At 63.2% G+C, this 24,138-nt stretch carries 22 protein-coding genes and 2 pseudogenes; 9 read left to right on the forward strand and 15 right to left on the reverse strand.

The annotated features are described in order from the left end of the window. Positions 1-151 precede the first annotated feature (151 nt). Positions 152-1,543 carry a hypothetical protein gene (locus ACFRAH_RS07435; protein ID WP_377990264.1) on the reverse strand — a complete coding sequence of 464 codons (1,392 nt, stop codon included), beginning with the start codon at positions 1,541-1,543 and terminating at the stop codon, positions 152-154. A gap of 182 nt (positions 1,544-1,725) precedes the next feature. On the opposite strand from ACFRAH_RS07435, the gene ACFRAH_RS07440 reads away from it, so the two are divergent. Further along, on the forward strand, positions 1,726-2,538 hold the full coding sequence (locus ACFRAH_RS07440; protein WP_377990265.1) for a hypothetical protein: 813 nt from the start codon (positions 1,726-1,728) through the stop codon (positions 2,536-2,538). A gap of 305 nt (positions 2,539-2,843) precedes the next feature. On the opposite strand, the gene ACFRAH_RS07445 is transcribed toward ACFRAH_RS07440, so the two are convergent. The 8 genes from ACFRAH_RS07445 to ACFRAH_RS07480 form a co-directional block, all read right to left on the reverse strand. Further along, positions 2,844-3,266, reverse strand: coding sequence for a DUF4913 domain-containing protein (locus ACFRAH_RS07445; RefSeq protein ID WP_377990266.1), 423 nt, complete (start codon positions 3,264-3,266; stop codon positions 2,844-2,846). Then, positions 3,259-5,028, reverse strand: coding sequence for a type IV secretory system conjugative DNA transfer family protein (locus ACFRAH_RS07450; RefSeq protein WP_377990267.1), 1,770 nt, complete (start codon positions 5,026-5,028; stop codon positions 3,259-3,261). Before ACFRAH_RS07450 ends, ACFRAH_RS07445 begins: the two co-directional genes overlap by 8 nt. Beyond that, on the reverse strand, positions 5,028-6,686 hold the full coding sequence (locus ACFRAH_RS07455; RefSeq protein ID WP_377990299.1) for an ATP/GTP-binding protein: 1,659 nt from the start codon (positions 6,684-6,686) through the stop codon (positions 5,028-5,030). Before ACFRAH_RS07455 ends, ACFRAH_RS07450 begins: the two co-directional genes overlap by 1 nt. 2 nt (positions 6,687-6,688) lie before the next feature. Continuing rightward, complete coding sequence (locus tag ACFRAH_RS07460) at positions 6,689-8,200, reverse strand: SCO6880 family protein (protein WP_377990268.1); 1,512 nt, start codon at positions 8,198-8,200, stop codon at positions 6,689-6,691. Position 8,201: 1 nt separating this feature from the next. Further along, positions 8,202-9,416, reverse strand: a complete 1,215-nt coding sequence (locus ACFRAH_RS07465) for a hypothetical protein (protein ID WP_377990269.1) — start codon at positions 9,414-9,416, stop codon at positions 8,202-8,204. 223 nt (positions 9,417-9,639) lie between these two features. Next, a complete protein-coding gene (locus ACFRAH_RS07470; protein ID WP_377990270.1) occupies positions 9,640-10,365 on the reverse strand; it encodes a hypothetical protein in 726 nt (241 codons plus the stop codon). A 12-nt stretch (positions 10,366-10,377) separates the two neighbouring features. After that, positions 10,378-10,665, reverse strand: coding sequence for a hypothetical protein (locus ACFRAH_RS07475; RefSeq protein WP_377990271.1), 288 nt, complete (start codon positions 10,663-10,665; stop codon positions 10,378-10,380). A 15-nt stretch (positions 10,666-10,680) separates the two neighbouring features. Continuing rightward, positions 10,681-11,274 carry a DUF6668 family protein gene (locus ACFRAH_RS07480; protein WP_377990272.1) on the reverse strand — a complete coding sequence of 198 codons (594 nt, stop codon included), beginning with the start codon at positions 11,272-11,274 and terminating at the stop codon, positions 10,681-10,683. Between the two features lie 167 nt (positions 11,275-11,441). Between ACFRAH_RS07480 and ACFRAH_RS07485 the strand changes: the two genes are divergently transcribed. The 6 genes from ACFRAH_RS07485 to ACFRAH_RS07510 all read left to right on the forward strand — a co-directional run bounded on the left by ACFRAH_RS07485 (position 11,442) and on the right by ACFRAH_RS07510 (position 17,572). Continuing rightward, entirely contained in the window at positions 11,442-11,711 is a 270-nt protein-coding gene (locus ACFRAH_RS07485; protein ID WP_377990273.1) for a helix-turn-helix domain-containing protein, read from the forward strand. Positions 11,712-11,775: 64 nt separating this feature from the next. Beyond that, complete coding sequence (locus tag ACFRAH_RS07490) at positions 11,776-12,858, forward strand: CHAP domain-containing protein (RefSeq protein ID WP_377990274.1); 1,083 nt, start codon at positions 11,776-11,778, stop codon at positions 12,856-12,858. After that, positions 12,855-13,385, forward strand: coding sequence for a hypothetical protein (locus tag ACFRAH_RS07495; RefSeq protein WP_377990275.1), 531 nt, complete (start codon positions 12,855-12,857; stop codon positions 13,383-13,385). The genes ACFRAH_RS07490 and ACFRAH_RS07495 overlap by 4 nt, the downstream gene beginning before the upstream one ends. A gap of 6 nt (positions 13,386-13,391) precedes the next feature. Next, complete coding sequence (locus tag ACFRAH_RS07500) at positions 13,392-14,834, forward strand: MinD/ParA family protein (protein ID WP_377990276.1); 1,443 nt, start codon at positions 13,392-13,394, stop codon at positions 14,832-14,834. Positions 14,835-15,274: 440 nt separating this feature from the next. Next, entirely contained in the window at positions 15,275-15,505 is a 231-nt protein-coding gene (locus tag ACFRAH_RS07505; RefSeq protein WP_251024689.1) for a hypothetical protein, read from the forward strand. A gap of 240 nt (positions 15,506-15,745) precedes the next feature. Next, positions 15,746-17,572 carry a MarR family transcriptional regulator gene (locus ACFRAH_RS07510; protein ID WP_377990277.1) on the forward strand — a complete coding sequence of 609 codons (1,827 nt, stop codon included), beginning with the start codon at positions 15,746-15,748 and terminating at the stop codon, positions 17,570-17,572. A gap of 655 nt (positions 17,573-18,227) precedes the next feature. Here ACFRAH_RS07510 and ACFRAH_RS07515 read toward each other — a convergent pair. The 3 genes from ACFRAH_RS07515 to ACFRAH_RS07525 form a co-directional block, all read right to left on the reverse strand. After that, entirely contained in the window at positions 18,228-18,998 is a 771-nt protein-coding gene (locus ACFRAH_RS07515) for a ParA family protein (RefSeq protein ID WP_377990278.1), read from the reverse strand. A 1,441-nt stretch (positions 18,999-20,439) separates the two neighbouring features. Further along, positions 20,440-20,736: a response regulator gene (locus ACFRAH_RS07520; protein WP_377990279.1), complete on the reverse strand. Its 297-nt coding sequence runs from the start codon at positions 20,734-20,736 to the stop codon at positions 20,440-20,442. Positions 20,737-21,237: 501 nt separating this feature from the next. Continuing rightward, positions 21,238-21,876 (reverse strand): TetR/AcrR family transcriptional regulator, encoded by a 639-nt coding sequence (locus ACFRAH_RS07525; RefSeq protein ID WP_377990300.1) that lies wholly within the window; start codon positions 21,874-21,876, stop codon positions 21,238-21,240. A gap of 143 nt (positions 21,877-22,019) precedes the next feature. On the opposite strand from ACFRAH_RS07525, the gene ACFRAH_RS07530 reads away from it, so the two are divergent. Together ACFRAH_RS07530 and ACFRAH_RS07535 are read left to right on the forward strand one after the other, a co-directional pair. Beyond that, a complete protein-coding gene (locus ACFRAH_RS07530) occupies positions 22,020-22,817 on the forward strand; it encodes a hypothetical protein (protein ID WP_377990280.1) in 798 nt (265 codons plus the stop codon). Continuing rightward, positions 22,814-23,014, forward strand: a pseudogene (locus tag ACFRAH_RS07535) (phage holin family protein); the annotation flags it as partial. The gene ACFRAH_RS07530 and the pseudogene ACFRAH_RS07535, both read left to right, overlap by 4 nt. Here ACFRAH_RS07535 and ACFRAH_RS07540 read toward each other — a convergent pair. The 3 genes and pseudogenes from ACFRAH_RS07540 to ACFRAH_RS07550 form a co-directional block, all read right to left on the reverse strand. Further along, positions 22,997-23,110 (reverse strand): annotated as a pseudogene (locus ACFRAH_RS07540) (ATP-binding protein); the annotation flags it as partial. The pseudogenes ACFRAH_RS07535 and ACFRAH_RS07540 sit on opposite strands and share 18 nt — an antisense overlap. Beyond that, complete coding sequence (locus tag ACFRAH_RS07545; RefSeq protein ID WP_377990281.1) at positions 23,110-23,475, reverse strand: Mu transposase C-terminal domain-containing protein; 366 nt, start codon at positions 23,473-23,475, stop codon at positions 23,110-23,112. The pseudogene ACFRAH_RS07540 and the gene ACFRAH_RS07545, both read right to left, overlap by 1 nt. Before the next feature lie 191 nt (positions 23,476-23,666). After that, positions 23,667-23,981, reverse strand: coding sequence for a DEAD/DEAH box helicase family protein (locus tag ACFRAH_RS07550; RefSeq protein ID WP_377990282.1), 315 nt, complete (start codon positions 23,979-23,981; stop codon positions 23,667-23,669). Positions 23,982-24,138: the final 157 nt, after the last annotated feature.

Here is a 24,138-nt window from a genome sequence, read left to right on the forward strand (position 1 = left end):
AGCAGCCGCTGCGTACTTCGAATCAAATGTTCCAGCCGGTTAAGGGAAAACGCTTCATTTGGCCGTTCCCTACAGCTGATGTCGCATGTATCCTAAGCCGGTGACTGCTCTGCGTGACGAAGAGGAATAACGTCCGAGCTCTGCGAGGACACTACGTGGGAACCTGGACGGCAAGGCATCCATTCGCCTTGAGCCAGCGGTATAAGGGACCTGCGATATTTGGGCGTGCCTGAAGCATCAGCCGCTGAGCAGCGGCGAAGTCATGGGAGAGCATGTGGTGCTCTTCTAGGTGGTTGACCACTGAAAGAACCGTCTCCAAGACCTGCATCCAACGACCCTCGGTGTTTTCCTTCTTCATGTTGTGCACTGGCAGGGTTATCAGGGCGTCTCCAAGCCCCATTGTTCTGACCTTTTCTGTGAGGAATTTTTGGTCGTCGAGCATTCCGGAGACCGTTATGTGAGGCTCACGTGGGGCGAAGTCAAACCATTCCTGTAAGAGGCTTTCGTCTTCTTGCAGCCACACATGGAATGTGTGTCCGTTGAACTCGTCCGCAGAGTTGGCGAAGGGCGTCGGTCCTTTGTTACTAATCGGACCGTAATGGCTGGACACGCGACGCCTCAGTGGACGGTCTAGAAGCCATCTATGCATTGGCTCGCGGTGCTCACCCAATATTTGGTCACCAAAGATCCCGTAGTACTCCATTGCGAGATCTCGAGTGGTTGTTAATCCATAACCGAGAACCGTCGCGGTCAAGCTTGCGACATCATTTACCCAAGAATCAACGGTCTGAGAATAGAAGTTGATGGTGCTGAAGCCGGGATGTTCTGCCCTGATCGTAGGAGCCATAGGCTTCCCGATATGGCTTATCGACCAGCTGGTGACACCAGGTTCATGATACGACCATCGGGGTTTTCGGCCTGCCGGAATGGCGTAGGCCACCCGCAGAGCATCACGCATAACGGGGTCTTCCCACACAACCTGAGGGGTGATCTCCGGATCAATCTCGTAGACGTTGGGTCGGATGTCGATTCGGTCCGAAACGTGCAGGCGGCATTCCTCCGGGCCTTCTACGGCTGGCCAGACCGCAACTGCCCAGTTTCGACTCTGGACGGCGGCACTGACGATGCCGGCCGCACCGGCGAAGTTGGCGGCTTCAGAGGCTCGTTCTAGGGCCCCGTGGTACTTGAGTTCAAGCTTCTGGACGCGATAGGCCAAGTCAACGACGTCTTCTCTGCTTGGAGTTTCGGGGATGATGCCCATTTTTTCCGCGAGATAGTTGGGATTAAACGAGCCGTCGCCTTTGCCGCCCATCTCGAGGGCCCTGACAAAGTACGGAAGCTCTGCAAGTAGGCACCCAGTGCCGTTCCTCCAGTTCTTTACCTTCCCTAGGTGTACGTCGTGAAGGCCGAGTTCTTGCAGTCTCTCAACCAGATCAGCTGGTCCGACCTGGCGGTGGTCCATCCAGTTGTTAAGTTCACGGGTGAAGATGGCCCACGACTTATCGCGTCTCTGTTTTGCCGGCTTCTGGGTCCGCGTTCTCATGCTAGGAAATTACCCCAATTGTGGCTAAAGCTGTGTCTCGCTGACATGAGCCGCATTCCGATCTACTAAGAAGCGCTAGATGCTGGAGCATTCGGTTAGCCCGATGCTCGTCTCTACAGGCAGCCCCCGCCGTAGAGCACCCTCTAGAGGGGTACCCAGTTTTCTTTACAAAGGAGAACGCAGTGAGCACCTCAGTAGCTAATTACAAGCCGACCTTTTTGCTGGAAATCAGCGCCCGCAAGCACGCAAAGTCACCCATCAGGACTGTTGCCAGCTTGATGCTAGCAACGGTTGCCGCAGTTCTAGTCGCTCTCATTGTCGGAACTGCAAAACTACCGCCGCTGTCCACGGATAGTGAAACTCTGCTGGCGCTTCAGAAGGTGGCAGCGCAGGAACTCGCCCAGTCATCATCTGTTCGAGTGTCTTCGCTTCCGCAGGACGGGAGCGAAGGACTGCACCTGGCTCCAGGCTTCGTCATGAAGCCCTCGAATGTTTCTAAGGAATCAAGAGGAAGCGAAATTGCGCCGGGGGTCGTCAGCTACGGCCAGGTTGCATCCCAAACAAATTTGGTGGCTCAGGAGCTGCCCGACGGGGCTACCAGATTCATGACAGTGTTGAGCGGGAGCAACGCGCCTGAAAATTACACCTACCAGGTAGACATGCCGGAAGGCACGACGATGAAGATGGCTCCTTCTGGGGGAGTCGATTTCATCAACCACGCGGGACAAAAGGTGGGCTCGATCGGTGCTCCTTGGGCCCGAGACGCCAAGGGTGTGGCCGTCGAAACTTACTACACCATCAAGGGATCCCAGTTGGTTCAGACCACAAAGCATGCAGGCGCCGCCTATCCGGTTGTGGCTGATCCGATCGTGATCTTCGTGATGGGGTACATGATGCTGTGCATGGTGGGAGGCGGCTTGGCATGGATCCTTTCCAAGGGATATCCCAAGTGGGTCCGGATTGGGGCCACGCTCTTCGCCTGCATTAGGGCATAAGGAGCCGAGTCCCCAACCTACAGCGCGGTCTGCGTCGAGCATTGACGCGGACCGCGCTTTGGCATGTTCCGAGTTGCGGTCGCACGGACTCATGCATCCATGAGTCCTGAACGGGAGGGACACGCTTGGCCCGGTGGGTTGTTTCGCTGTCCACAGCCGGGCACAATCCTGATGGGTTATCCACCGCTACTGCTGCTGAGGGAGCTTTCCCGATGGCGCCCGATTCCAGCCGTGGATAACCCAGATTGACCCCAACCATGGACAGCCCGCGTGATCACCTTGAGCGTGGCCGACAACGCCCGGTTTTAGAACAACCCTGCGGGCGGTTCCTCGCAGGGTAGTGGGGCGAGTTTGGAGCGGTGGCCGTCGTCCGGGGTGCAGCCCCTGAACGGCCCGTCGGTGGAGAGCAGGACGGACATGTGGTGGTCTGCGTGGTCGCGCCACCACACGCTCATCCCGGTGGTGCCGTCCAGGCGCAGGAACTCCCAGGCCCGCCAGAGCGCTTCGAGGCGGCTGATCGCTTCGGCGTGTTTCCACCATTGCGGGCACCAGGTCACACCGCCCTGGACGTTGAGCTGCCGGCGGTACGTGGTGGCCAGCTTGCCGCTGACGAATTCGGCGACGTTCGGGTAGAACAGCTCAGGGGCGTCCGGGTCCTCCCCGGCTGGCTCGGCGGGGGCTGCGCTGTTTTCCAGTTCGTCGTCCCACTCCCCCAGGCCCTCACTCATGAGAGGCCCCCGCAGCGATCCACCGGTTGCCGGCTACGGCTGCGGGCTTGTTCGCTGGGTCGTGTGCGGCGATGGAGGCCCGCACTGCTTCAGCGTGCGGACCGTTCACCCAAGGCACCGTTTCCAGCAGTGCCGCGGGGGCCCCGGAGGCGAACATGATGGCTCGGCCACGAGGGAACGCGGCGAGGTCCGACACCTCGAGCGTGCGTTCTTTGCGGTCGTCGTCGTGGCTGTAGGAGGTGCCTTGTTTGGAGCGGCTTCTGGTCATGTTGGAGTAGCGGTATTCGCCTACGAGCTGGGCGAGTTCGTTCAGGAATTCGGCTTCGGCGACGCCGCCGCCGTAGACCTTGATGTTGGAGGCGGACCATAGTTTGCGCATGCCGTCGCGGCCCCATACTTCAACGCCTTGGGACCAGGACTGGAGGATGGTCATGAGGACGATGCCGCGGGAGCCGTAGTGGCTGTAGAGGTTGGGCAGTTCGCGCCATCGGCAGACGTTGGCTGCTTCGTCCAGGACGCCGATCATTGGTGTGGCCAGCCGGCCCCCGGGTGAATGGACGGCGAGTTCTTCGGCGGCCTCGACTGTGGCCACGGTCAGCGCCGTCACAAGCGGGCCCGCGGTGCCTTTGCCTTCCTTGGACAGGCTGTACAGCGTGCCCTTGGACCGGACGAATTCTGCCGGGTCGAACTGCGGCCGCTGGTCGTTGTCGCCCTGCGGCGTCACCCAGCGGGCGACCTGGCGGTTGGTGAGGCAGGAGGCCATTTGCAGTGCCGTGCCGTACACGCCGCCGCGTTGCTTCTCGGGGGCGTTGATGACGCCGCCGACGGCGTTCGCGGTCTGCAGGTAGCCGTGGGCCTTGAGGATGTCTACCGCTTCATCGTCGGCCGGGCGGGTCAGCCAGGTATGGACCTGGGTGATCGGCTGGCCGTCGAGGGCGGCGGCGAGCAGGAGCCCGGCGAGGAGATCCTGGCCGGCCGGGTCGAAGTAGGCGTCCGTTTTGGCGTCCGGGCCGCGGGAGCCGGCGGCGAAGTGGTCGGCCAGTCGTGCCGCTTTCACTTCGTCGGTGACGTAGGACAGGGGGTTCCACCACCACGTGGGTTCCTCGAGGGCGACGGACTGCGGATCGAACACCCACACCGGCCCTTCTGCAGCGCGGACGTCGCGTGTCCCGTCCACGATGTCCCGCTTGTTCGAGGTCACCAGGGCGGCGCCCGGGGCGGCGAGGATCGCCGGGATGGCCCGGGAGGTGGTTTTGCCGGTGCGGGGTCCCCAGATGTCGATGTGCATGTCTTCCCAGGAGCCGTAGACCATTTGCCCGCCCAGGACGGTCTTGCCTACCGGGATCCCGGGTGAGCCTTTCACTCCCAGACGTTCGGCGGTGGCGGTGGCACCGCGCAGGGTCAGTGCGCGGAGGTCCCGTCCTTTGGCCATGTGCTGGGCGGCGGCGTCCACACGCGAACGCTTGGACCGCCTGCGCACGATTGCACGTACCACCAGGACGGCCACGACGATGATGAGGGCGCCGAAGCCGATCAGGACCCCGGTGGCGGCCGGAGGCCAGGTGACCTTGTGCGAGAGCAGGCCGAAAACCAGTTCAAACGGGTTGGCGGGCAGCTTCTGCCCGTCGCCGGACAGCATCGACCCCAGGTGCACGGCGCCGGTCACCGAGCCGACACCGAGCACCACCAGGGTGATGAAGATCCAGAGCAGGATTGTTTCGGTGTCGAGCTGTGAACGTTTGCCGCTGCTTGGTGCACCCATCAGCTCTCCCCCTCGCCGTTGCCGCGGTTTAGCGTCCAGCGCTTGTTGGTGTCGTGCAGTCTTTCCTCGACGCTGGTCAGTTTCAGGGCGACCGGGATGCCGGGGCGGCCGCCGACTTTGAAGAGGAACTTGCCCAGGCCCGGGCGTACGCGTTTGCGGGATCCTCCGACGTCGGTCCATGACCCCGGGTCTGCCCAGGAGATGAGGCGGGCCTGTTCCGCCCGGGAGAGGGTGACGGCCTTGCTGAGTTTTTCCATTTCGGCTCCGGGGAGTGCGCCGCAGACGACCATGCCGGAGCGTTCGACGAAGCCGCGGGCCTTCATCCGTTCGGCCTCCGTTGGCAGGGCTTCGAGGTCACTCATAGTGTGCGTGATCATGGCCTGCCCGACGCCCTCGGTGCGGTTCAGGCGGGTCAGTGAATCGACCCGGTCGACCATGCCTTCACCCGAGCGCAGGGCCCGCCACAGTTCGTCCATGACGACAAAGTAGTTCCGGCGCGGTTCCAGGCCGGCGTCGGCCAGGGTGTGGGCGACCTGGACGGTGGCGAACCCGGTGGACCAGCAGGCCAGCAGGCAGGCCGCCTGGATGTCCCGCTGCGTATCGGAGATCCCGGAGAGGTCGAAGACCACGGGTTTGGTCAGGTCCATCGGCTGGTCCGTGGGCTGGGAGAACATGTCCGCGAACCGGCCCGAGCCGTTCAGGGAGTACAGCGACTGGCGCAGCTGGTCGGTCGCGTCAAGGTAGCGGCTCATGTCGCCACGGTCCAAGGCAATCGCCCGGAGCTCGTCGGGGGCGTCTTTGATGACCTCGATCAGGTCCCCGATCAACGGGACGCGGTCCAGGCGCTCGTCCAGGATGTGCAGGGCCCGGTCGATCAGGGATTCCTCGTGGGCGCTGGGCTTGGCGTTCCGCACGATGGTGATCAAAGCGGTGATCATGTTCAGGCGCCGGTTGTGCGAGTCGGCCATCAGCTGTTCGGCCAGCTTCTCCGCCTTCACCGCCGCAGCCAGCGACTGCGCGGCCGCGGCCTGGTCACCATCCGGGTCGTTCAGAGCCCTATCCGCGTTGGCCCGGTGTTCCTCGGCCGAGGCGAGCAGCCTGGCGGCAGCTCCAGTGGCTTCACCGGGGTCCAGGACGTTCAAGTGGCCACGGCCGGGACCCAGGCTGATGACCTGCCCGCCGAGGGCTTCGATCAGGTCAACGTAGTCCGGCTTCAGGTCACCGAGGATCAACGGGTTGATGCTCCGGCCTGCCAGCCCCAGGACGATGTGCCGGACCAGGGTGGATTTGCCGTAGTGCGGCAGGCCGAGGACGAACATGGAGGGGTTGTTGATCATGCCGTGCATGAACCAGCTGATCGGGTCCGCCCCGAACGGGGCCCCGGTGTCGGTGTGAACACCGATCGGCACCCCCAGGATCGGCGTCCCACTGCCGCCCACGAACGGCCAAAGACCGCAGACCTGGACCGAAGTTCCACGCCACTCGTCGGCCGCCGTGACGTAGACGGCTTCACCCTGCCCGCGGCCGCGCCAGCCCCGCAGACCCGGGCGGCGTGCGGCCGCGGCCGCGAACTTCGTCGCAGGGGCCCGCTTGGCGGCAGGGGCCGCTTTAATTGCGGGGGCTTGGGTGCGCTGGTGTCTGGTTTTTCTGCCGAACATCATCACATGGCCTCGCGGATCTCTTCGGGGACCTTCAGGTGCTTGGGCAGGACCAGTCCCAGCGGCAGGGACGCGGCAAAGGCAGAATCCTGAGAGCCGTAGGCGCGCCGCAACAGCAGACGTGCCGAGGGGCCGAGGTTGCCCTCCACCACGGCGACCGCGTCATCGAGGTCACGGGAGGACAGCACCGTGGCGGTGACCACCATGCCGAAGTTCACCAGCCCCGCCCCCTTGGCTTCCTCGGCCGCGGTGGCCTGCGCTGATCGTGCATCGACCAGGGCGCGGGCTGTGGGCCGGTTGGTCGAGGACGCCCGGGTGAGGGCGTTGGTCTGGTCCGACTCCACAATGGCGGCCGCGCGGCCGGCTTCGATCGGCCGGTACAGCAAGGTGATGCGTTTGCGGGCAATCTCCCCGTGCGGTGCCACCAGGCGGGCCAGCGCCGATGCCAGGATGTGGCCGCGGGGTGCGCCCGTCATCGACCAGGAGACCGAGTGGCCGGAATCGTGGCGGTAGCCGTCCCAGTCGGCCTGGTGGGCGGATGGTCCGACGTCGCTCCAGTCCAGGTCAACGGGGGTGCCCTGGTAATGGGCTTCGTCGATGAGCCGTGCCGCTGCAGGGTCGTACGCGACCCGAACGACCTCACACAGGTCCTGGGCGTTCAACGGCGCGCACGCACCGGCGCCGGTGGATTCCAGACGCTCGGTGAGGCTGGGAAGCCGGGACGCGAGATCCTTTGCGATCTCGTCGGCGGTGCGTCGCTTGCCGCCGGCCCGGGCAGCGGCGCTGAACGTCAATGCGACCCACGCCCGGATCGTGGCCGACCCCTGGGGGTAGGTCTTCAAGGCCTCTCGGAGCATGGCCTTGGCAATGTCAGGGGCGTCGTCGTGGATGTTCGATTCAACTTCCCGGCGCAGCCGCGCCCCGGAATCGGGGGCAGTTTCGACCGTGACGGATGCAGCCACGACGCCAGGTTCGTTCGACAACGAGGCCAGCCAGCCGCCCCAGTTAGCCACCCAGGCATCAATCTGTTCGGGATCGACCAACGACGCCCCGTCAGGCTGCGTCCCGAAGACAACGGTGTAGTGCGCGGTGGAGGGAAGGTGGATCAATGCGAACGGGCGCCCATAGGAGTCATTGAACTCGTACAGCTTGGAACCGGCAGCGATCCCCGGCAGCTGGAACTCGCCCCAGGGCGTCAGTCCCAACGGACCGGAACGGTAGATGTTGGCGCGTCTGCGCCGCGCCACGCGGAACGCCAACCGGCCGAAGACCCGCTCCCCTATGGACTTGTTGTGCTTGTCGGTCACCGAGACGACGGCCAGCGCCAACCCCAGGACGAGCAGAGCAACCAGCCCGGCGAACCAGCCGCCGACGAAAAAGCAGATCACGGTGATGATGAGGCCCACAAACAATCCTGCTGTGGCCAGCCCACCCAGAGTGCCGATGCCGGCCCTACGCGGACGTCGCCAGTTGCCGTAGGTCGGTTCCCTGTAGGTGTTCTCGATCGCTGCCATTTCAGGCACCCCCCGTTGAATCTTCAGTCATGGTCTTCACGGCACCGGCGGCAGCCTGGCCCGCCTCAATGCCCTTCTGCGCCGCGGCCACACCAAGCCCGGCAGGGCCAGCCGCGGCTGCCCCGCCTGCTGCTGCCGCGCCGGAGGCGGCACCAGTACTTCCGGCAGCCGCGGCACCGCTGCCCTGGGCAGCCGCGGCACCGCTGCCCTGGGCAGCCGCGGCACCGCTGCCCTCGGCTGCCGTGGCACCGCTGCCGGCGGTGTCTGTTGCGGCAGCCTCTGTGCCGGCTCCGGATGGGGTGTCCGAGGGACTGCCCTCTCCCCCGGTCTCGCCCGCTGTCCCTGACGAACCGGCCGTTCCAGAGTCACCGGCCCCTGATGGACCCTCGGAGCCCCCTGATTCGTTGGAGCTGCTGGCCGGTGCGGAAGCAACCGAACCGCCACTTCCACCGCCGCGGCCGGCGCTGCCCATGCTGACAGCACCGGAAGCCAGTGCGCCGACCGCTCCTGCAGCCAGTCCTCCGCCTCCGCCGGCGACGGCACCCACCATCGGAGTCACGAAACGCATCAGCGCGGGCATGGCAAACAAGGCAATGACCATCAGGGCCAACCCGGTAATTGTCGTCATCAGTGCGGAGCCGAAGTCTTTTCCATCTCCACCGTCACCGAAAATTTTGGTTCCGCTGAGTTGGAAGGCCGTGGCGTAAACGATGGCTGCCGCGGGCTTGTAGAGAATGAAGGCGATCAGCCAGGCAGTGCACTTCTGGAACCAGCCCTTGCCGGCCTCGGTGTTCGTAAAGGCTGCAGCCGTAGGGAAAATCCCGGTCAGGATGACGAGCAGGCCACCGCGGACGATCATGAGGACGATCTGCATCACGGAGGCCAGGATCGCGATCAGCCCCAGGAGGATGATCATGATCGAACCGATCGGGCTGGTAGCTGAAAGTTTCAACAGGGACGTGATGTTCTCGTTAAACGACCTCCCTTCCGTGGAGCTCTCGATGATCCAGGCAGAGAATTTATCGGCCGCGACCGTCAGAAGGCCCACTGCTGCTACCCCCGCGCCAGAGACGACGACCAGGGTCGCCAGCGAACGCCCCAGATCACGCAAGGGTGCGCCCCTGCGCTCGATCACCATCTTTGCCGCACCCACAAGGACAGACAGCACAGCCAGCGACGCCGTCCAAAAATAGAGGCTGTTCTGCAGGAACAACACCGGATCACTCGCCGCGGACCCACCCGGGGCTGAGGTTAGAGCGGGAGTCCCCACATTCACCCAAAACGTCCCAAGCGTCTTGACTACGTTCCCCACAGCGTCTGCGACTGCCTGGGCCATGTTCTTGACCGCGTCATTGGCACGATCATTCGCCCAGTCTGAGACGACGCAGCCAACTTCCCACGGTTTGCAGGGCTGACCGTTCTCGTTGGCCGGAAGCAAGTTAGACACCCGCCCAACTAATGAAGCCGTTCAAATCAGAGAGCTGTCGTGCTTCTGTCACGCCACTGGCCGGCAGAACCCATTTCCAATCTCCCCCTTGCCACTGCACTGCAACGGGCACTGAACCTACGCTGCCGTTTGCTGCTGTAAGGCCGTATTCAATGACCGCTCGATCACCGGTGTAGTCCACGACCTTGTAGCCGGCGATCTGAAACGGTGCCGTCGTCGGGGCGCTGGTCGGCGGTTCCGACAGCATCTTGTCTCGTTCCGGTCCCTCCGCCACGAGATACTGGGCTAATAGGTCGGGACGTCCAGAACTCCCGAGAACAATCATGTTTGCCCCGGCGTAGAGCGCCCCGGTTGGTGAGTGTGCGAAGCAGGAGCGGAGGCCGTTGGCTTCGGTCTTACCGGGGCCGAACTGAGTAGGCGATGTCGGTGCAGCGATCTTGCCAACCAACTCCCACTTGGTATCAGCCGGAGCGGTGGCTGGTTTGGCCTGGTCGCCGGAGGGCAGGCCGCAGATGCTTGCGGCCGCTTCTTGACTGGGTTGTGTGCTGGCTGTGGGGGATCCGGAGTTGCTTGGTTCGGCTGCAGGGTTTCCTCCCCCTTTGGGGAGCAGGGCCAGGATGATTCCGAGCGCGACTATGATCGCCACGACAACGGCCGAGATGATGAACTTGGGTTTGGTCAGCGGGTTCTGGTCTTCGTTCATTGTCGGTTCAGTCATGGCTTTCGCTCCTTAGACCAGGGCGCCTACGACACCGCCGGCGGAGGCTGCGAGGATGCAGCCACCGAGGACCCAGGCCAGGCGGCCGGCGTGCTCGCCGCCTTCGCCGCGTCGGTTGTTGATCATCATCGTTCCGGCGGTGATCAGGATGCCGGCCACGGCGAGGCCGAAGACGATCCAGGCGATCCATTTGAGGATGGTGATCAAGCCTTCGGAGCCGGGAGGTGCTTCACCGGTGCCCGGGTTCGGTATCTCGGTGATGGCAATGCTTGACCATTCCATGGCCTTGGAGAACAACATGGGGGTTTCTTCTTTCTACTTGGCCGTGAGTGCGGCGGTGGCGCTTACTGCGTGCTGTACCTGCTCGAGGATGGTGCGGGCTTCTTTGGGAAGTTCTTCGGGGGCGATGTCGTGGCCGTAGCGCCATCCGTCCACCCAGGGAAAGTGCCACACGTGGGGTACTCCCCCGCCGACGATGCGGGAGAAGTCGCGGATTTCTTTGGGGAGCCGTCCGGGAGCGTCGGCCATGACCATCAGGCCGGCGACCTGGATCCCGGGCAGCGACCGTGAAGCCCATTCACGTGCCGCCAACCGGGCCGCGGCCAGGCCGGGGATATTGGAACGGGCGACCAGGACGACGACGGTCCCGGTGGCCGTCAAAGGCCAGTGATGCCCGGCTGCCCTGGTGTTCTTGTCCAGACGTGCAAGCGTGGTTTCGCCCGCGCCGCCGTGCACGCCAAGCCACCAGAAATCCGGTTCCCTTCCCGTGACGTTCCTGCGGGGAAGCCGGTCCGCCTGGTCCGGCTGCGGAACACTGAGCTGCGGCCTCGTCGCCCCCGTAGGGAGGAGCGGCAGCTCTTCCGGGATGGCTGGAACAGGGTCGTCGATTGTTTCTGTGCCGAGCGTCACCCAGCGATTTTTTGAGACCGGCATTTCACATCCCCTACTAATGTCCGCAAAGATCGTATCGGTACCATCCGACACGAAAGGCCATAAGTGACTCCCAATAACAGCTTTAGTACCTTTCAGTCACTTCCAGTACATCACAGTACCAATTTGTGGTCTATGCTGGCTCTATGCGGTGGGACGGACTGAGCGTGGACCCGAAATACCTGGAAGCGCTCTTCGCCAAGTACCCGGAGCGTCTAACGCCTCAGGACCTTGAAGAGATCTTCGGGTTGTCCCGAAACACCGTGTACCGCTGGCTCCAAACCGGAGTGATTCCTGCGTACCAAGTCGAGAAGACATGGTTGATCGCCAGAGATCAAGTCAAGGACTGGGTCTGGGAGAACCGGAACACCCTGCGGAAGGGCCAGACACCGGAAGCGACCGAAGACCAGCCTTAGGGCGAAGCAACAGAACAGATGTGACTCGGACAGATGTGAGTCGGACAGATGTGAGGGGGGACAGATGCCATCGCCAAGGAGCGGGCCCGTACTGATCGCCGGCGCCGTCCTTGCCCCCGTCGGTTTGGTGCTGGCCATCATCCTGTTCGGCGGGGGCTCCCAGGCCGCGGCCGACGTCTGCTCACCGACCGGGTCCAGCGTCAGCGTCGACACAAGCCAGCTGCCCAAGGTCGCTGTCGCCGGCTTCGGGGCCGGGCAGCTGACGAACGCCGCCCTAATCATCAACGCAGGCAAAGCCCTTGGCCTGTCTGCCCGGGGGCAGACGATCGGTGTCATGACGGCCATGGGCGAGTCCGGGCTGCGTGTCCTGGACCACGGGGACGGACCGGGACCTGACTCCCGGGGACTGTTCCAGCAGCGCGACAACGGTGCCTGGGGCACCTATCGGGACCGGATGAACCCCACGGCCTCCGCGACCAACTTCTTCAAGGCCCTGCAGAAGATCGACGGCTGGGAAAAGCTCGAACCCACCACGGCCGCGCACAGGGTCCAGCGAAACGCGGACCCGTTCCACTATCGGCCCTACTGGGCCGCCGCTGTCGAGGTTGTCGCCGCCCTGGGCGATGTGAAAATCACCAGCGCCGGGGGCACAAGCTCCTGCGGCATCCCCGGCCAATCCGGCCAAGACGATGACCTGCCGTGGAGCACGGCCAAGATTTACGAGCCATCCCCGCTGGGCATGTTCAACCGCGAATGCGTTGACTTCGCCCTCTGGCGAGTCAACCAGCAACTGGGCAGCACCACCGCCCCCTACAAGATCCTGAACGGCACCTTCCGGCCCGACGGTGCCCTGCTCGGCTCCGCCCTGACCTGGAAGGACGGCTGGGACGCCAAAGGCTGGCCCACCGGCACAACGCCACGTGTCGGTGCGGTCGTCTGGTACTCCCCCGGCACCGGAGGCGCAGACGGCACCTACGGCCACGTCGCCATCGTCAAAGCCGTCAACGGTGACGGCAGCTTCCTCGAAGAGGGCTACAACGGCAACCCCGCCCCCAACGACCACACCTACTACACCCGGACCGTACAGAACGGCACTCCCAGCGCCTTTCTCTACCTGCCCGGCAGCGACTCACCGGAGAAACCATGAAACGCACCCTGACAGCCCTCACGGCTCTGCTCCTCTGTACCGCCTGCGCGCCGGTATCCAGCACAACGCCCAAGGAACCAACACCCGGCACTTCCACCACCACGGCGTCTACTGCAGCGCCGGCCACTCTAAGTGCAGGCGGCAGGCCCCAGGCGCCCGGCGGCACAGCACCGGCTACCCTGGGCATTGCCTGGGACGAGGCAAGCAAAAAGGCAGCCTTGGTAACCGCGACCAGGGCCATGACGCTCTACGCCCGCCCCACGGTCGGGGACAAGGTCTGGATCCAGGACCTCGGCCAGCTCCTGACCGCCCAGGCCACCGCCGACTACCAATACGTTGACCCGGCCAACATCCCGGTCACCAAGGTCGCCGGACCGGGCCGGCTCAAGGTCGATGAGAAGAACGGCTTCGGCTGCCATGTTCTCTTCCCGACGGACGCTGGGGTGTATGACGTGCAGCTGCTCCGCACAGCTGCCCACAAGCCCTGGCAAGTCAACCGCTTCACACCCCCGAACGGCAAAAAATAAGGACAGATGATGGAAACCCAAGCACTCGACTTCCCCAAAATCAACGCCGTTCTCCGCACCAACGGAACCGGCGAAGTCACCATCAACGGGACCTCCCATCCGATCGAAGCCGCCGACGAAGCCGCCGTCCTCACCGACGCGCTACGCATCATCACCGAAACCGCCATCCAGCTCGGCCGACCCGTCCGCGTCAGCACCACCGACCCGGACGGGCAGGGCCTCATCATCGTCTCCCCCGACGGTGTCGTCAGCGAAGCCACCCCCATCAAGCTCGCCTCCCGGCAGGCGCAGGACACCCTGCCCGTCAAGGCCGCCTCTGCACCTGAAACGGCCAAAGCCACAGCCGCGCCGGCTCCGGCGCCCGTCGCCCCTCCGGCCGAAGAAACGCCAGCGCATCCAGCCGGCGCTGCGCCGGTGACCTTGGGTGCAGCCGTCACGGACGCAGCACAGGAGCCCGCACCGGCCGCCACACCAGCCGCTGAGGAGCCTGGCACCAGGCGCAGCCTCAAAGACACCTCATTCCTGATCAGCGCTCCCGTGATTCAGCCCGCCACGCGCGGCTGGCGCGGCGCTCTGAGCCGCCTGGGCTTCCGCATGGACCCCTCGCCCGAGGAGCTGGCCGAACGCGAAGACATCCGCACCGTCAGCCAACACTGGCCCGGGCCCCGCACCGTCGCGGTCGTCAACCGCAAGGGCGGCGCTAACAAGACACCCACCGTCGTCATGCTCAGCGCCATCCTGGCCCGCTACAGCGGCGCAGCGACCGTCGCCTGGGACAACAACGAATCACAGGGGACCCTCGGCTGGCGCACCGAACAGGGCGGCCACAACAACAGCGTCCTGGACCTCATCGACTCCTCCCAGGCACTGCTCTCCCCCAGCGCCCAAGCAGCCGAGATCGCCCGGTTCGTCCACCACCAGACCGCCGACAAGTTCGACGTCCTGCGCTCCGACGAGAACGACGAAGGCGACCACGAAGTGACCGCCGAAGAAGTGGACATCGCCCACCAGGTACTCACCCGCTACTACCGGCTCATCGTCATGGACTCCGGCAACACCGCCCGCGCCGCCAACTGGCGCCGAATGATCCACCACACCAACCAGCTCGTGGTCCCCGTGACAGCCATCGAAGACCGCGCCGAAGCCGCCCGCCTGACCCTCCAAACCCTCGAATCCCGCGGCGGCCACGACGCCGAACTGGCCCGCAACGCCGTCGTCATCGTCTCCGAGTCCACCGACGCCAAGCGAAGCATGAGCGGCGACGCGCTCAAACGCGCCAAGGACGAGGCCCAAAGAATCGCCGAGGGCTTCGCACCCCATGTACGGGCCGTGGTCCGCATCCCCTACGACCCCGCCCTCGTCAACGGACCCATCCGCTACGACGCCCTCCAACCGGCAACACAGCGCGCATGGCTCGCCGCGGCAGCAGCCGTAGCAAAGGGCTTCTGAAGATGACAACGCCACTACGCGTCCCTGCACCGACCGATGGGCTGCTAGACCGGATCGCGAGGAAACGGCGTCTTCTCTCCCCCGCCGGTCCGCCGCTAGATTCAACTCCTGAACAAGGATGAGGACCTTGTGGCGGTGGATACCGCTCGGTCGGCATGATCCCTGGAGGCTGGACTTCGCGAGCACTTGCCGCCAGGTGCAAACCAAAGCTCATGAAATCGCGTGTCCCTCCAGCTCACGCGGATGTTGTTTCTGTTTCAACACGCCGAAAGGTGTTTCTGTTTCAATGCCGGATCGCTGACGAGGCCGGTGGTAGTTTCAGTTTCAGAGAAGGGTGGAGTGCCTAGCATTTACCGACTCAGGGCCAACAGGCAATTGGCTCGACCAATCTATTGAAGTAGCGGTGGCTGGCCAGGGTCACCGGAGTTCAAAGGACAGGGATGATGGCTCCAGTTACACGTACAGGCAGGCGCTCTAAGGGCGACCGCAAATTCGTCGGATTCCGCATCGCAACGCCCAAAGCCGACGCAATGGACCAGATTGCCAAGGCAGAGGGCTACCAGTATGTCAGCGACTGGCTGTCCGATTTGGTCGACGAACGCCTGGCTAACACCAAACTGCACGCAATATCTCAGCAGGAGGAGTTGCCTCTTGGCCGATTGGCCTCATAAATAACGACGGCCCGCACAAGGCGGGCCGTCGTGAGCTTGGGACTTACATTCTGGATTTGCTTGGCGGCTGACAGATTGTAAGTCGGGCGGTGGACCTTCACAGGTCGACCATTGGTTTTTGTATGAAACCGGTCTTGGCGGGCCGGCCCTTTGTTATCCCTGCAACAGGATCTCCCCGAAAGGATTGTCCTCATCGTACATCAGCACGCGCGCGTGCTGCCAGCCATACACGATGCTGGCGTGTCGCGCGAATCAAGCGACCCCGCACGTCTGTGGTCAGCGCTGGCGCCTCTTCTGGCCGGGCAGCCCCGTGTGCGTCTCTCCCGTGACGCCGGAAAAACCTACCCGCAGAAGTTTGAACGGGACCTCACCGACGCCCTCCCCACGCTTCCTGCGGCGGTACGCATCTTCGGCAAAGACGGGACCTGCGCCGCCATCTTCCTGGACTTCGACTCCTCAGTCGCCGGTGCGGACTGGGTAGAAGCTGATGTCCGTGCCCTGCAGACCTGGCTGCACTCCTGCGGCGCCCGCTGGATCGAGGACTACTCCCCCAGCGGCGGCCGGCACGTCTACATTCCGCTCGAACAGCGTGTTACCTTCACGGAAGCGCGTGACCTCGTCGAGGCCCTGGGCACCCGCCACCGAAGCCTGGACAAGACCCCGCACCAAAACCTCCTGCATGGCTGCATGCGCACCCCCGGCTCACCGCACAAACGCGGCGGCCACCAGCAGCTCGCCATGAGCCTGAACATGGCTTACGACGTCGTCCGCCGCCCCAACAGCCCGGAAATCTGGGCAAACCTCACGGCAGACTTGGCGGCTGAGATTGCCGCCGTGCGGGCTCTGCGTCTCGAGCAGTCGTTCATTCCGGCCACTACTGAAACACCCAAGGCACCGCGGCTTGCCGGCAGGATGTCGCGGCCCATGCAGCAGCTGGCACTCACAGGTCTCTACGACGTCAACCGCTACGCCACGGACTCCGACGCCCGGCAGGCAGTCATCGTGAATGCTGCGGCTGCCGGGATGGAGCTAGTGGATGTCGAGCGCCGCATATTGCAGGGCATCTGGCCGGGCTTGGCGTCCTTCTACGCACGCTACCCTTCCCGCCACAGAATGCCGGCCCTCAAGCGCGACTGGGCTAACGCACTTGCCCACCTGCGAAAAAGCCAAGGAAAAGAAGCCAAAAAGAACAGCGTCCATATATCCCCCACAAGCCAGCCCCCTACACAGGCGGGGGCCCTAATAGCTCTAAAAGAATCGATCGACTCCTCGAATCCCGATGCTGAACACCGGTACATCAGGACATGGCGAAATGCGCTGCGTTTGAAAGAGCCTGCGTACACCGACTCCAGAACAGGTTTGGCACGAAGAATGGTGCTGCGGGCATTGGGGGAGGCTGCACACATGACTGCCTCCCGCTTCATCGAGTTCGGCGACCGGTCCTTGGCTGTGGCTACTGGGTTGGACCACACGACCGTGGGTTCGCACCTGAGGGCGTTGCGTTCTGAGAACAATCCGTTGGTTACCCTGGTTGAGCAGGGCCGCGGGACTAAAGGCGATCTGTACATGCTGACCATCCCGGAGGATTTGAAGACGGCGGCAGAAGACCTGACTTGGAGGAAAGGGAAGATTTATGCGCTGCGGCCGGTTTTCAGGGAACTGGGTCTGCCGGCTGCGTTCGTCTACGAGGCCTTGGAGCAGTCCCCCACTCCCCTGCCCACCATGGAGCTCGTGCGCCTAACTAAGCTGTCTCGCACCGCTGTCACCGAAGCACTTGAAATCCTGGCTGCTTGGAAAATGATCAGCCGGAGCACAGCCAGAGTCTGGTCCGTGGTGGCGTCCACGTCATTGAAGGAACTGGCCGAATACTTCGGGGTCCTGGAGGCGGTTGCCGCGCAGATGCAGCGCTACCGGATCGAGCGTATCGTCTGGCGGGAATGGCTTTCCAAGAATGTCACCACCGTCACGGAGCTCGTCTCCCCCGGCGAGGATTATCCATGGGAGATGTTCGAAGGGCCGCCCGATGAATGGTCCTTGGCAGACATGGCGTTCGGTCAGACCGGGTGACCCTTCGCAGGCAAAAAGGAGGGCCATGCTTTCATGCATGAAAGCAGGAAAGCATGGCCCGGGACGGCGTAGGTGTTTTAGCTCCAGCGCATCCTGATCCCCTGTTCTATCGCGTCCCGCAGTGTGACCCCCTCGTTCTCCTGGGCGTCGTAGAGCAGATCCAGGATGTCCTGCGACACCCGGGTGCTCAACGGAAAAGTGACCTCCCGGCGCGAGGACTTCTTGTTGGTCGACTTGGAAGACTTGCTTGCGCGAGTGGACTGTTTGGCCGGTGCAGGGCCTGTGGGTGCTGAGGCGCGAACCGGCACTGGCGTTTCCTGGACTGGAGCGGCTTGGGTAGCAGCTGCGGGTTCTGTAGCTGCAGGAGGCGGGGTAGGTTCCTCCTGGACCGGAGCCACTTCGGCAGGAGCTGCAGGTTCAGTGACCGCTGCGGCAGCCGGCGCATCCTCGACCGAGGCAGCGGCGGCCGCTGGAACTGGTTCAGGCTCCACTGCCTCACCGGTTGTCGGGTCGTTTTTCAACCGAACAGGCGCGGCCGCCGGCGCCGGCACAGGATTGGACGGGGTGTAGTCAACCGGATCCACGGTCTCATCCGGCGCCGGGCGCGGCCTGCGCCGTAGCTGTGCCGGACGATCTTTGATAATGCTTGCCTCGGTCATCGGACGATCTCTTTCATTAGCTCGGTGTAGGCCTCTACGACGGGCAGGCCCTTGCGGTACTCCCCGTACCACTCCTGGGTCATTCGCATTTCCTGGACAATCGTCCGGTGCGGAACCAGCGGAGTGAGCAGCATTCCGGTTTCGCGCAGCTCCTCGATGCTGGCGACCGCGATCCGGGACATGACGGTGGAAGCTACAGCGCCGACGATGATGCCGGCTTCGTGGAGGTTGTCGGGGGCCCCGATCCTCTTGCGCGACATGCGGAACTGGTCCACGCTGCGGCGGGCGCCGGCGACGCCGTCCACCCCGTCGACAGTGGCGCCGGCGGCGTACACGATGGTGTCCGCGGCGTTCAAAGCAGAGAGGGTTAGCGGGCCACCCTGGCGGTTCGGGCAGTCGATGACGACGACGTCAGCGTCAATGCCCACTAGGGATGTCCGAAGGCGCAGCTCCGCGTGGTCGGCCCGGTCGGCTTCGCGGTTAGAGACGCTTCGTGCGGACGGAACGACACGTAGGTTGGGGAACCAGGAGGACTCGACGGCCAGGTCTTCGGCCCATCCCTCGGGGTCTGGATCTCCCAGGATGGCGCCCACGTGCAGGCCCTCCCCTTTCGGTTCGATACCTATCCATTTGCTGGCAGCTGCACGCGGGTCGAGATCAACGAGAACGACTTTGCGGCCCGAAGCGGCTGTTACAGCGGCAAGTGATACAGCCGATGTCGTCTTGGTGGCGCCACCTGACTCGCTGTAAACCATGATTGTTTGCATGGCCCCAAGCTTTCCGGGGCCACGTGTGCGTTACAAGGAGCCACGCCGAGCACTCCCCGCTGTGATCAAACTGGCATGGCGCCTTGCGTTCATTCATGCATGAAAGAAAGGACGCATGCAGGCTGGTTGGTGTCCCCCTCATGGGCCGCCTAGCGGCAGCCCGACGCCCCGGACTCACAACCCTCCCCCGCCGATCGGATATCCTTGTGGGCCTTGTTTGAAGGGCTGAGCGCGGGTGTGTATGCATTCATGCATGAAAGTAGGCCAGCCTGTGGGGATGCAGGATAGGTCCCCGCAGCCGCAGGGCCTGGCTAAGTCCGAGAGCGGCTGACGCCGCCGGATCGTGGCCATGTGTATGGGGCTATGGGCGATTATTATGCTTAATTGCTCTCATGCATTCATGCGTGCCTGCAGGCGGGCTGGCTTTCTGGCACCAAGGAAAGCTTGCGCGCTGGCAGGTATGAATGGTGGAGGGCATTGTTTCCGGCGGTCGGAACGTATCAGCGGCCCATGGAGGCCCCTCGCACCGGAGTGGCGTTGGGCTCGGTGACTTCATGCATGAATGCAAGCTGGCAGGGATGGATGCTGGCATATTTAGCCTCCGCTCTGGATTGGACCCTTCTATTAGCGGTAGAACGCAGTCAGGCTTGGAGGCATGCATGAATGAACGAATGCTTGCAGGGCTGCATGGAAGATGGCATGTCGTCCCGATGGGAGCCTAGTTGTTTCCGCCAGCATGCGAGCTGGAATGCATGCATGAAAGCTGGCTGGTAAGCATGCAGGCTGCATATTGCTGGCCGGGGGCTTTTCCTCTTCTTGTTCTTGCGTTCAATCATGCATGAATGACCGCTGGGGCTTACCACGGGCATGTATACGCGCAAGCCTCTCCTTGACGGCGAAGGTCCCCACCTTGGACGTGGCCGGGGTGAGTTAATTGACACTGGCACTGACCGTGCATCATTTATCCATACATGAGTGCCTGCAACCGGGCTTTCCGTCTTGCACGCCTGCAAGCATTCATGCATGTCCCGGCGGAAGAGGGAAGTTCTTGTCTGAGCCACCAGCGGCTCTTCTCACATGTCCGCCATCCAGAAGGCATTCATGCATGTTTGATTGCACGCTTCACGGTGGACGGCAGCGGGATTGGAAATCGCATCAGCCGCTTGCGCCCTCCTGCATGGCGTGACGGCAGGCATTCTTTCATGCATGACCGCAAGCGTTGCCGACAGCCTGCGCCCTCGACTGAATCCCGACGCATGCGTTCGTGCAATCCACCATGCATTCATGTGTTTTTGATTACTCCATTGCCTTTGGCTCCTTCTTGCAGGATGGAATGCCAATTTGCAAGCGAGCAAACTTTCATGCATGAAGGCAGGCGGGCCGTCGTGGTGGCAAGCTGGCCAATCGTGGCTGGCCTGCAGTCTGGCAACACCCCGCCGGCTTAACCCCGTCGGCTTAACCCCGCCGCCGAGGCTCCCGACGCCATGCCGGCCATTTCATCATCAGGCTCGGTCCGGGCGGTAACGAACAACGTCGGCGCGTCCGACCGTTTCCGGATATACCCGGCCACCTCGAGGCCGTCCATGTCAGGCAGGTTCAAGTCCACCGTGACCAGAACCGGATGGTGTTCCCAGGGCGCCGCCACCCCCTGCACGCCCATGGATACGGCATGAACCTCGAAGCCCAATCGTGTCAGGATCAGCGTGATCAGATCCCGGATATCCTGGTCATCCTCCACGACCAGGCAAAGTCCGCGTGAGATCAAAATGCCCCTCGGCCTGTAAGTGATGCCGCACAGTGTAGAGCGCTAACCTCAATCTGATAGCAGAGCGGCATTTAAAGGTGGTCGTTGGAAGCTCTGGCGTAACCGCAGACAGGCCAGCTTGACCCTGTCACGGTCTCGTCCCAGCCCTGAACCGTCCCAACTCTTCGCGAACCGGCTTGCTCATATACCTAAGGTCGGTCTAGTGGCGGAAAGCTTCCGGACACGAATCGGATCTGGAAGAAGAGCCTGGGCAGGGAAGCGAAGTAGCCCTCGTGAGGGCAAGAAGAAAGCCCGCCGATGGGGGTTGGGCGGGCTTTCTGTTGCCCACCGTACGGGAACCGTCTTCGGACATGGACTGGACGAATTCAGCGCCAAGAGCGCGAGTCCCTCAAAACGTGGATACGCATGCGCCGGCTCCTTGAACCGTCCGTCAAAAAACTGAGAACTGAATGTCCGGGTGTTGGTGATGGAGGGTCAGTCGGCCGCGATGGGGTCGCCGCCGTGGTCACGGATGAGGGAAGCGGCCATGCGCTTGGCGACTACTGCTGCCTCCCGGTCTCCCTCCACCGCGGAAATGATCGAACCCTTGGTCAGGATGTGGCAGGAGCGGGCAAGAACGTCGGGTTGTTCAAGGCCGGCCTCGACGGCCAGCGCGCGGATGAAGGCCCGGACCTGTGCCAGATACTCGATTGATGTAATTCCCAGTGGATGTGCGGGGCCCATTTCGAGCATGGTGCTGATGAAGGCGCAGGCCTGAAAGTCATCCTCGCGGAACCACCCGTCGAGGACATCGAAAATGGCCATCAGCCGGCCCGTGGGGTTCTCGGTCCGCCTTCCGGTTTCGGCGATGATTGCCTCAACCGTCATGTCCTGGTGGCAACGCTCCAAGTATGCGAGGACCAGTTCATCCTTTGAAGTGAAGTGCGCATAGAAGGTTGCTTTGGCGACCCCTGCCCGTGAAATCAGCTCAGCGATGCCGACGTCGCGGATACCGCGCTGTAAGAACAGTTCGTAAGCGGCATCCAGAATCCGATCCCGGCTGCCACCTGGCCTCAGGCGTGGCAGGGCAGGGGCGTCATCGGCGGCAGTTGAAGGGTCGTGAGCGTGTTCCATCACTAGTCAGACACTACACGCCAAAGCGAGACAGACCGGTCGGTACAGAAAATTAGCAAGATTGCTTACTAAAAATTAGTAACCATGCTTAGTATTGCGTCAGTGCTGGTCGTCCCAGCAGTTGACCGCGAAGGAAAGAGAGCATGATGACGGAAAATCAGGGGAGCAACGTCACCGGGTCCTCCTCCCGGGATCCGGAGGCGACCACCATCATCGCGACAAGCGCGAACGCCACGTCAGACGCAGCGGCCGGGTCCAAGAAGGACGCGGTGAAGGAAGAGGCCTCGAACGTGGCAGGGCATGCCGCCGCCGCCGCGCAGGGTGTAGCGCAGACGGCGAAGGATGAAGTCGCCAACGTCGCCGCGGAGGCGAAGTCCAGTGCGAAGGACCTGTTGTCCCAGGTGACGTCGGGTCTGTCCGGCCAGGCCGGTGCCCAGCAGCAGAAGGCTGCCGAGGGCATCCGTACCATTTCCAGCCAGCTGCAGGCCACGGCGAATGCACCGGACCAGCAGGGCGTTGCCAGTGACCTGATCCGCCAGGCGGCGGACCGCACTTCATCGGTGGCTTCCTGGATTGAGAACAAGGAGCCCGGTGACCTGCTGAACGAGGTGCAGGGCTTCGCCCGCAGCCGCCCCGGTACTTTCCTGCTGTTGGCCGCAGGCGCCGGCCTTCTGGCCGGACGGCTCACCCGTAGCCTCGCCGCAGGGGCCCCGGCGTCACAAAACGGCGGCCGGCCCGTCCAGCCGGTCGGGGCTCCGCAGGCAGCTGCGCTGCCGCAGGAAACGTTCCCCGCAGGCGGCGGCGCCGATTTGTACGAGGAGCCTGTTGTCACCGGCGCAGCGCCTGCGTCGACTACGACGTTGCCGTCAGGAACGGCGGAAGATACGCCTCTGCGGTTCGAGAATGACCCCTATCAGCCTGCTGAAGGACGCGCCCTGTGAGCAGCCAGATTCCGGAGCCAGCGCCCAGTCAGGCGCATCAGAAGGCTGATAACGCCTCTTTGGGGGAGTTGCTGGGTGATGTGACCCGGGACTTGTCCACGCTGATGCGCCAGGAAGTGGAGCTCGCCAAGGCCGAGGCCAAGCAGTCCGCCACGCGCGCCGGGAAAGGCGGCGGGATGCTCGCCGGTGCCGGCGTCACCATGGCAGATACCGATGGTGCGCTCCTTTCGTACTGCGTTGGCGAACTCGGTGAAGCGCCGGTGTTCCTTAGTCACGATGAATGGCTGATCCATCAGTCGTCCTCTTCGTAGGTGCGCAGCCGCGGCCGGCGGCGCGGTGGGTCAGAGATGCGGGCCTGGTCCCGGGCAGCGACAGTCGGGATGCGATCGTTGATGGTGCGGCGCAGCTCCCGCCGCCGTGCGCGGCGGGCGGCTTCGACGTCACGAAGGCTCAGCCGGAGATTCGGGTGGTCCTCGTCAATGGCGGTGCAGATAAAGGTGTCATGGTCGAAGACACGAATCTCGGAGATGTCCCGTGGGCCATAGCGGATCGTGATGGTGCGTCCCACGAACGGTGCCAGGGTGGGCGAAAGGTAGCGCTGGCCTTGAAAGTGGATGCCGTCGCGCTGCACCACACGATTCTTCGGAACGGCGGTCACGAGCGCTTGCGAACTAGCTGCGGCTGCGTCCTGAAAGTCACTTTTGTGACAGGGTTTGTGGCGGAGCCTTTTGGGACACCATCCGGAGCAGTCAGATTACCCCGTTCCCCCGGATCCCGATCCGGGGGAGCGCCCCACCCGAAGACGTTTCAGCTCCAAGGAAGCGGGACACTCCTGCAGGGCCACCAGAGTCACAACCTCAAACACCTTGAGCTGGGGAGGCGGTTGCGCTCCCGGTATGTGGGCGAGCCGGAGCTAGAGGCGTTCCGGGCTGCTCGTGGAACTAGGACGTAGATCCGCGGGGTGGCGGTCATGTACAGCCGTTTGCCGGATTCGATGTAGGTGTTGTCGTGGACCTTCACGAAGGCGGAGTCGTCGTGGCTGGCCTCGGTGATGCCGGTGGTGCGGTGGGCTTCGTCGCAGACGATGAGGTCGAATTCGGGCAAGCCCTCTTTCTCACAGTTCGTTCGCTCGTACGCGAAGGGAAGCGGGGCATTTCGATTCAAACTTTGGTCAGGCTTGAGGCGCGCCAGAAAGCACAGATGACAACCGATTTGGTCACATTCAACCGCGGCTACTGTCTCTGGTTGTAAGGCCTGCCGATCTCCACCGGTGTGCTGATCGACGTGGCTGCTTCACTTCCTGAGAACCGGGACATCTCTG

This window comes from Arthrobacter sp. NPDC056727 (assembly GCF_042790555.1).
Classification (GTDB): Bacteria; Actinomycetota; Actinomycetes; order Actinomycetales; family Micrococcaceae; genus Arthrobacter.

Excerpts from the sequence above, each read along its gene's own strand:
- ACFRAH_RS07515 (WP_377990278.1), bottom strand. The coding sequence starts at position 18,998 with ATGCAAACAATCATGGTTTACAGCGAGTCAGGTGGCGCCACCAAGACG.
- ACFRAH_RS07450 (WP_377990267.1), bottom strand. The coding sequence starts at position 5,028 with ATGGGTGCACCAAGCAGCGGCAAACGTTCACAGCTCGACACCGAAACA.
- ACFRAH_RS07505 (WP_251024689.1), top strand. The coding sequence starts at position 15,275 with ATGATGGCTCCAGTTACACGTACAGGCAGGCGCTCTAAGGGCGACCGC.
- ACFRAH_RS07495 (WP_377990275.1), top strand. The coding sequence starts at position 12,855 with ATGAAACGCACCCTGACAGCCCTCACGGCTCTGCTCCTCTGTACCGCC.
- ACFRAH_RS07455 (WP_377990299.1), bottom strand. The coding sequence starts at position 6,686 with ATGTTCGGCAGAAAAACCAGACACCAGCGCACCCAAGCCCCCGCAATT.
- ACFRAH_RS07460 (WP_377990268.1), bottom strand. The coding sequence starts at position 8,200 with ATGGCAGCGATCGAGAACACCTACAGGGAACCGACCTACGGCAACTGG.
- ACFRAH_RS07500 (WP_377990276.1), top strand. The coding sequence starts at position 13,392 with ATGATGGAAACCCAAGCACTCGACTTCCCCAAAATCAACGCCGTTCTC.
- ACFRAH_RS07445 (WP_377990266.1), bottom strand. The coding sequence starts at position 3,266 with ATGAGTGAGGGCCTGGGGGAGTGGGACGACGAACTGGAAAACAGCGCA.
- ACFRAH_RS07490 (WP_377990274.1), top strand. The coding sequence starts at position 11,776 with ATGCCATCGCCAAGGAGCGGGCCCGTACTGATCGCCGGCGCCGTCCTT.
- ACFRAH_RS07525 (WP_377990300.1), bottom strand. The coding sequence starts at position 21,876 with ATGGAACACGCTCACGACCCTTCAACTGCCGCCGATGACGCCCCTGCC.
- ACFRAH_RS07485 (WP_377990273.1), top strand. The coding sequence starts at position 11,442 with ATGCGGTGGGACGGACTGAGCGTGGACCCGAAATACCTGGAAGCGCTC.
- ACFRAH_RS07470 (WP_377990270.1), bottom strand. The coding sequence starts at position 10,365 with ATGACTGAACCGACAATGAACGAAGACCAGAACCCGCTGACCAAACCC.
- ACFRAH_RS07435 (WP_377990264.1), bottom strand. The coding sequence starts at position 1,543 with ATGAGAACGCGGACCCAGAAGCCGGCAAAACAGAGACGCGATAAGTCG.
- ACFRAH_RS07530 (WP_377990280.1), top strand. The coding sequence starts at position 22,020 with ATGATGACGGAAAATCAGGGGAGCAACGTCACCGGGTCCTCCTCCCGG.
- ACFRAH_RS07475 (WP_377990271.1), bottom strand. The coding sequence starts at position 10,665 with ATGTTGTTCTCCAAGGCCATGGAATGGTCAAGCATTGCCATCACCGAG.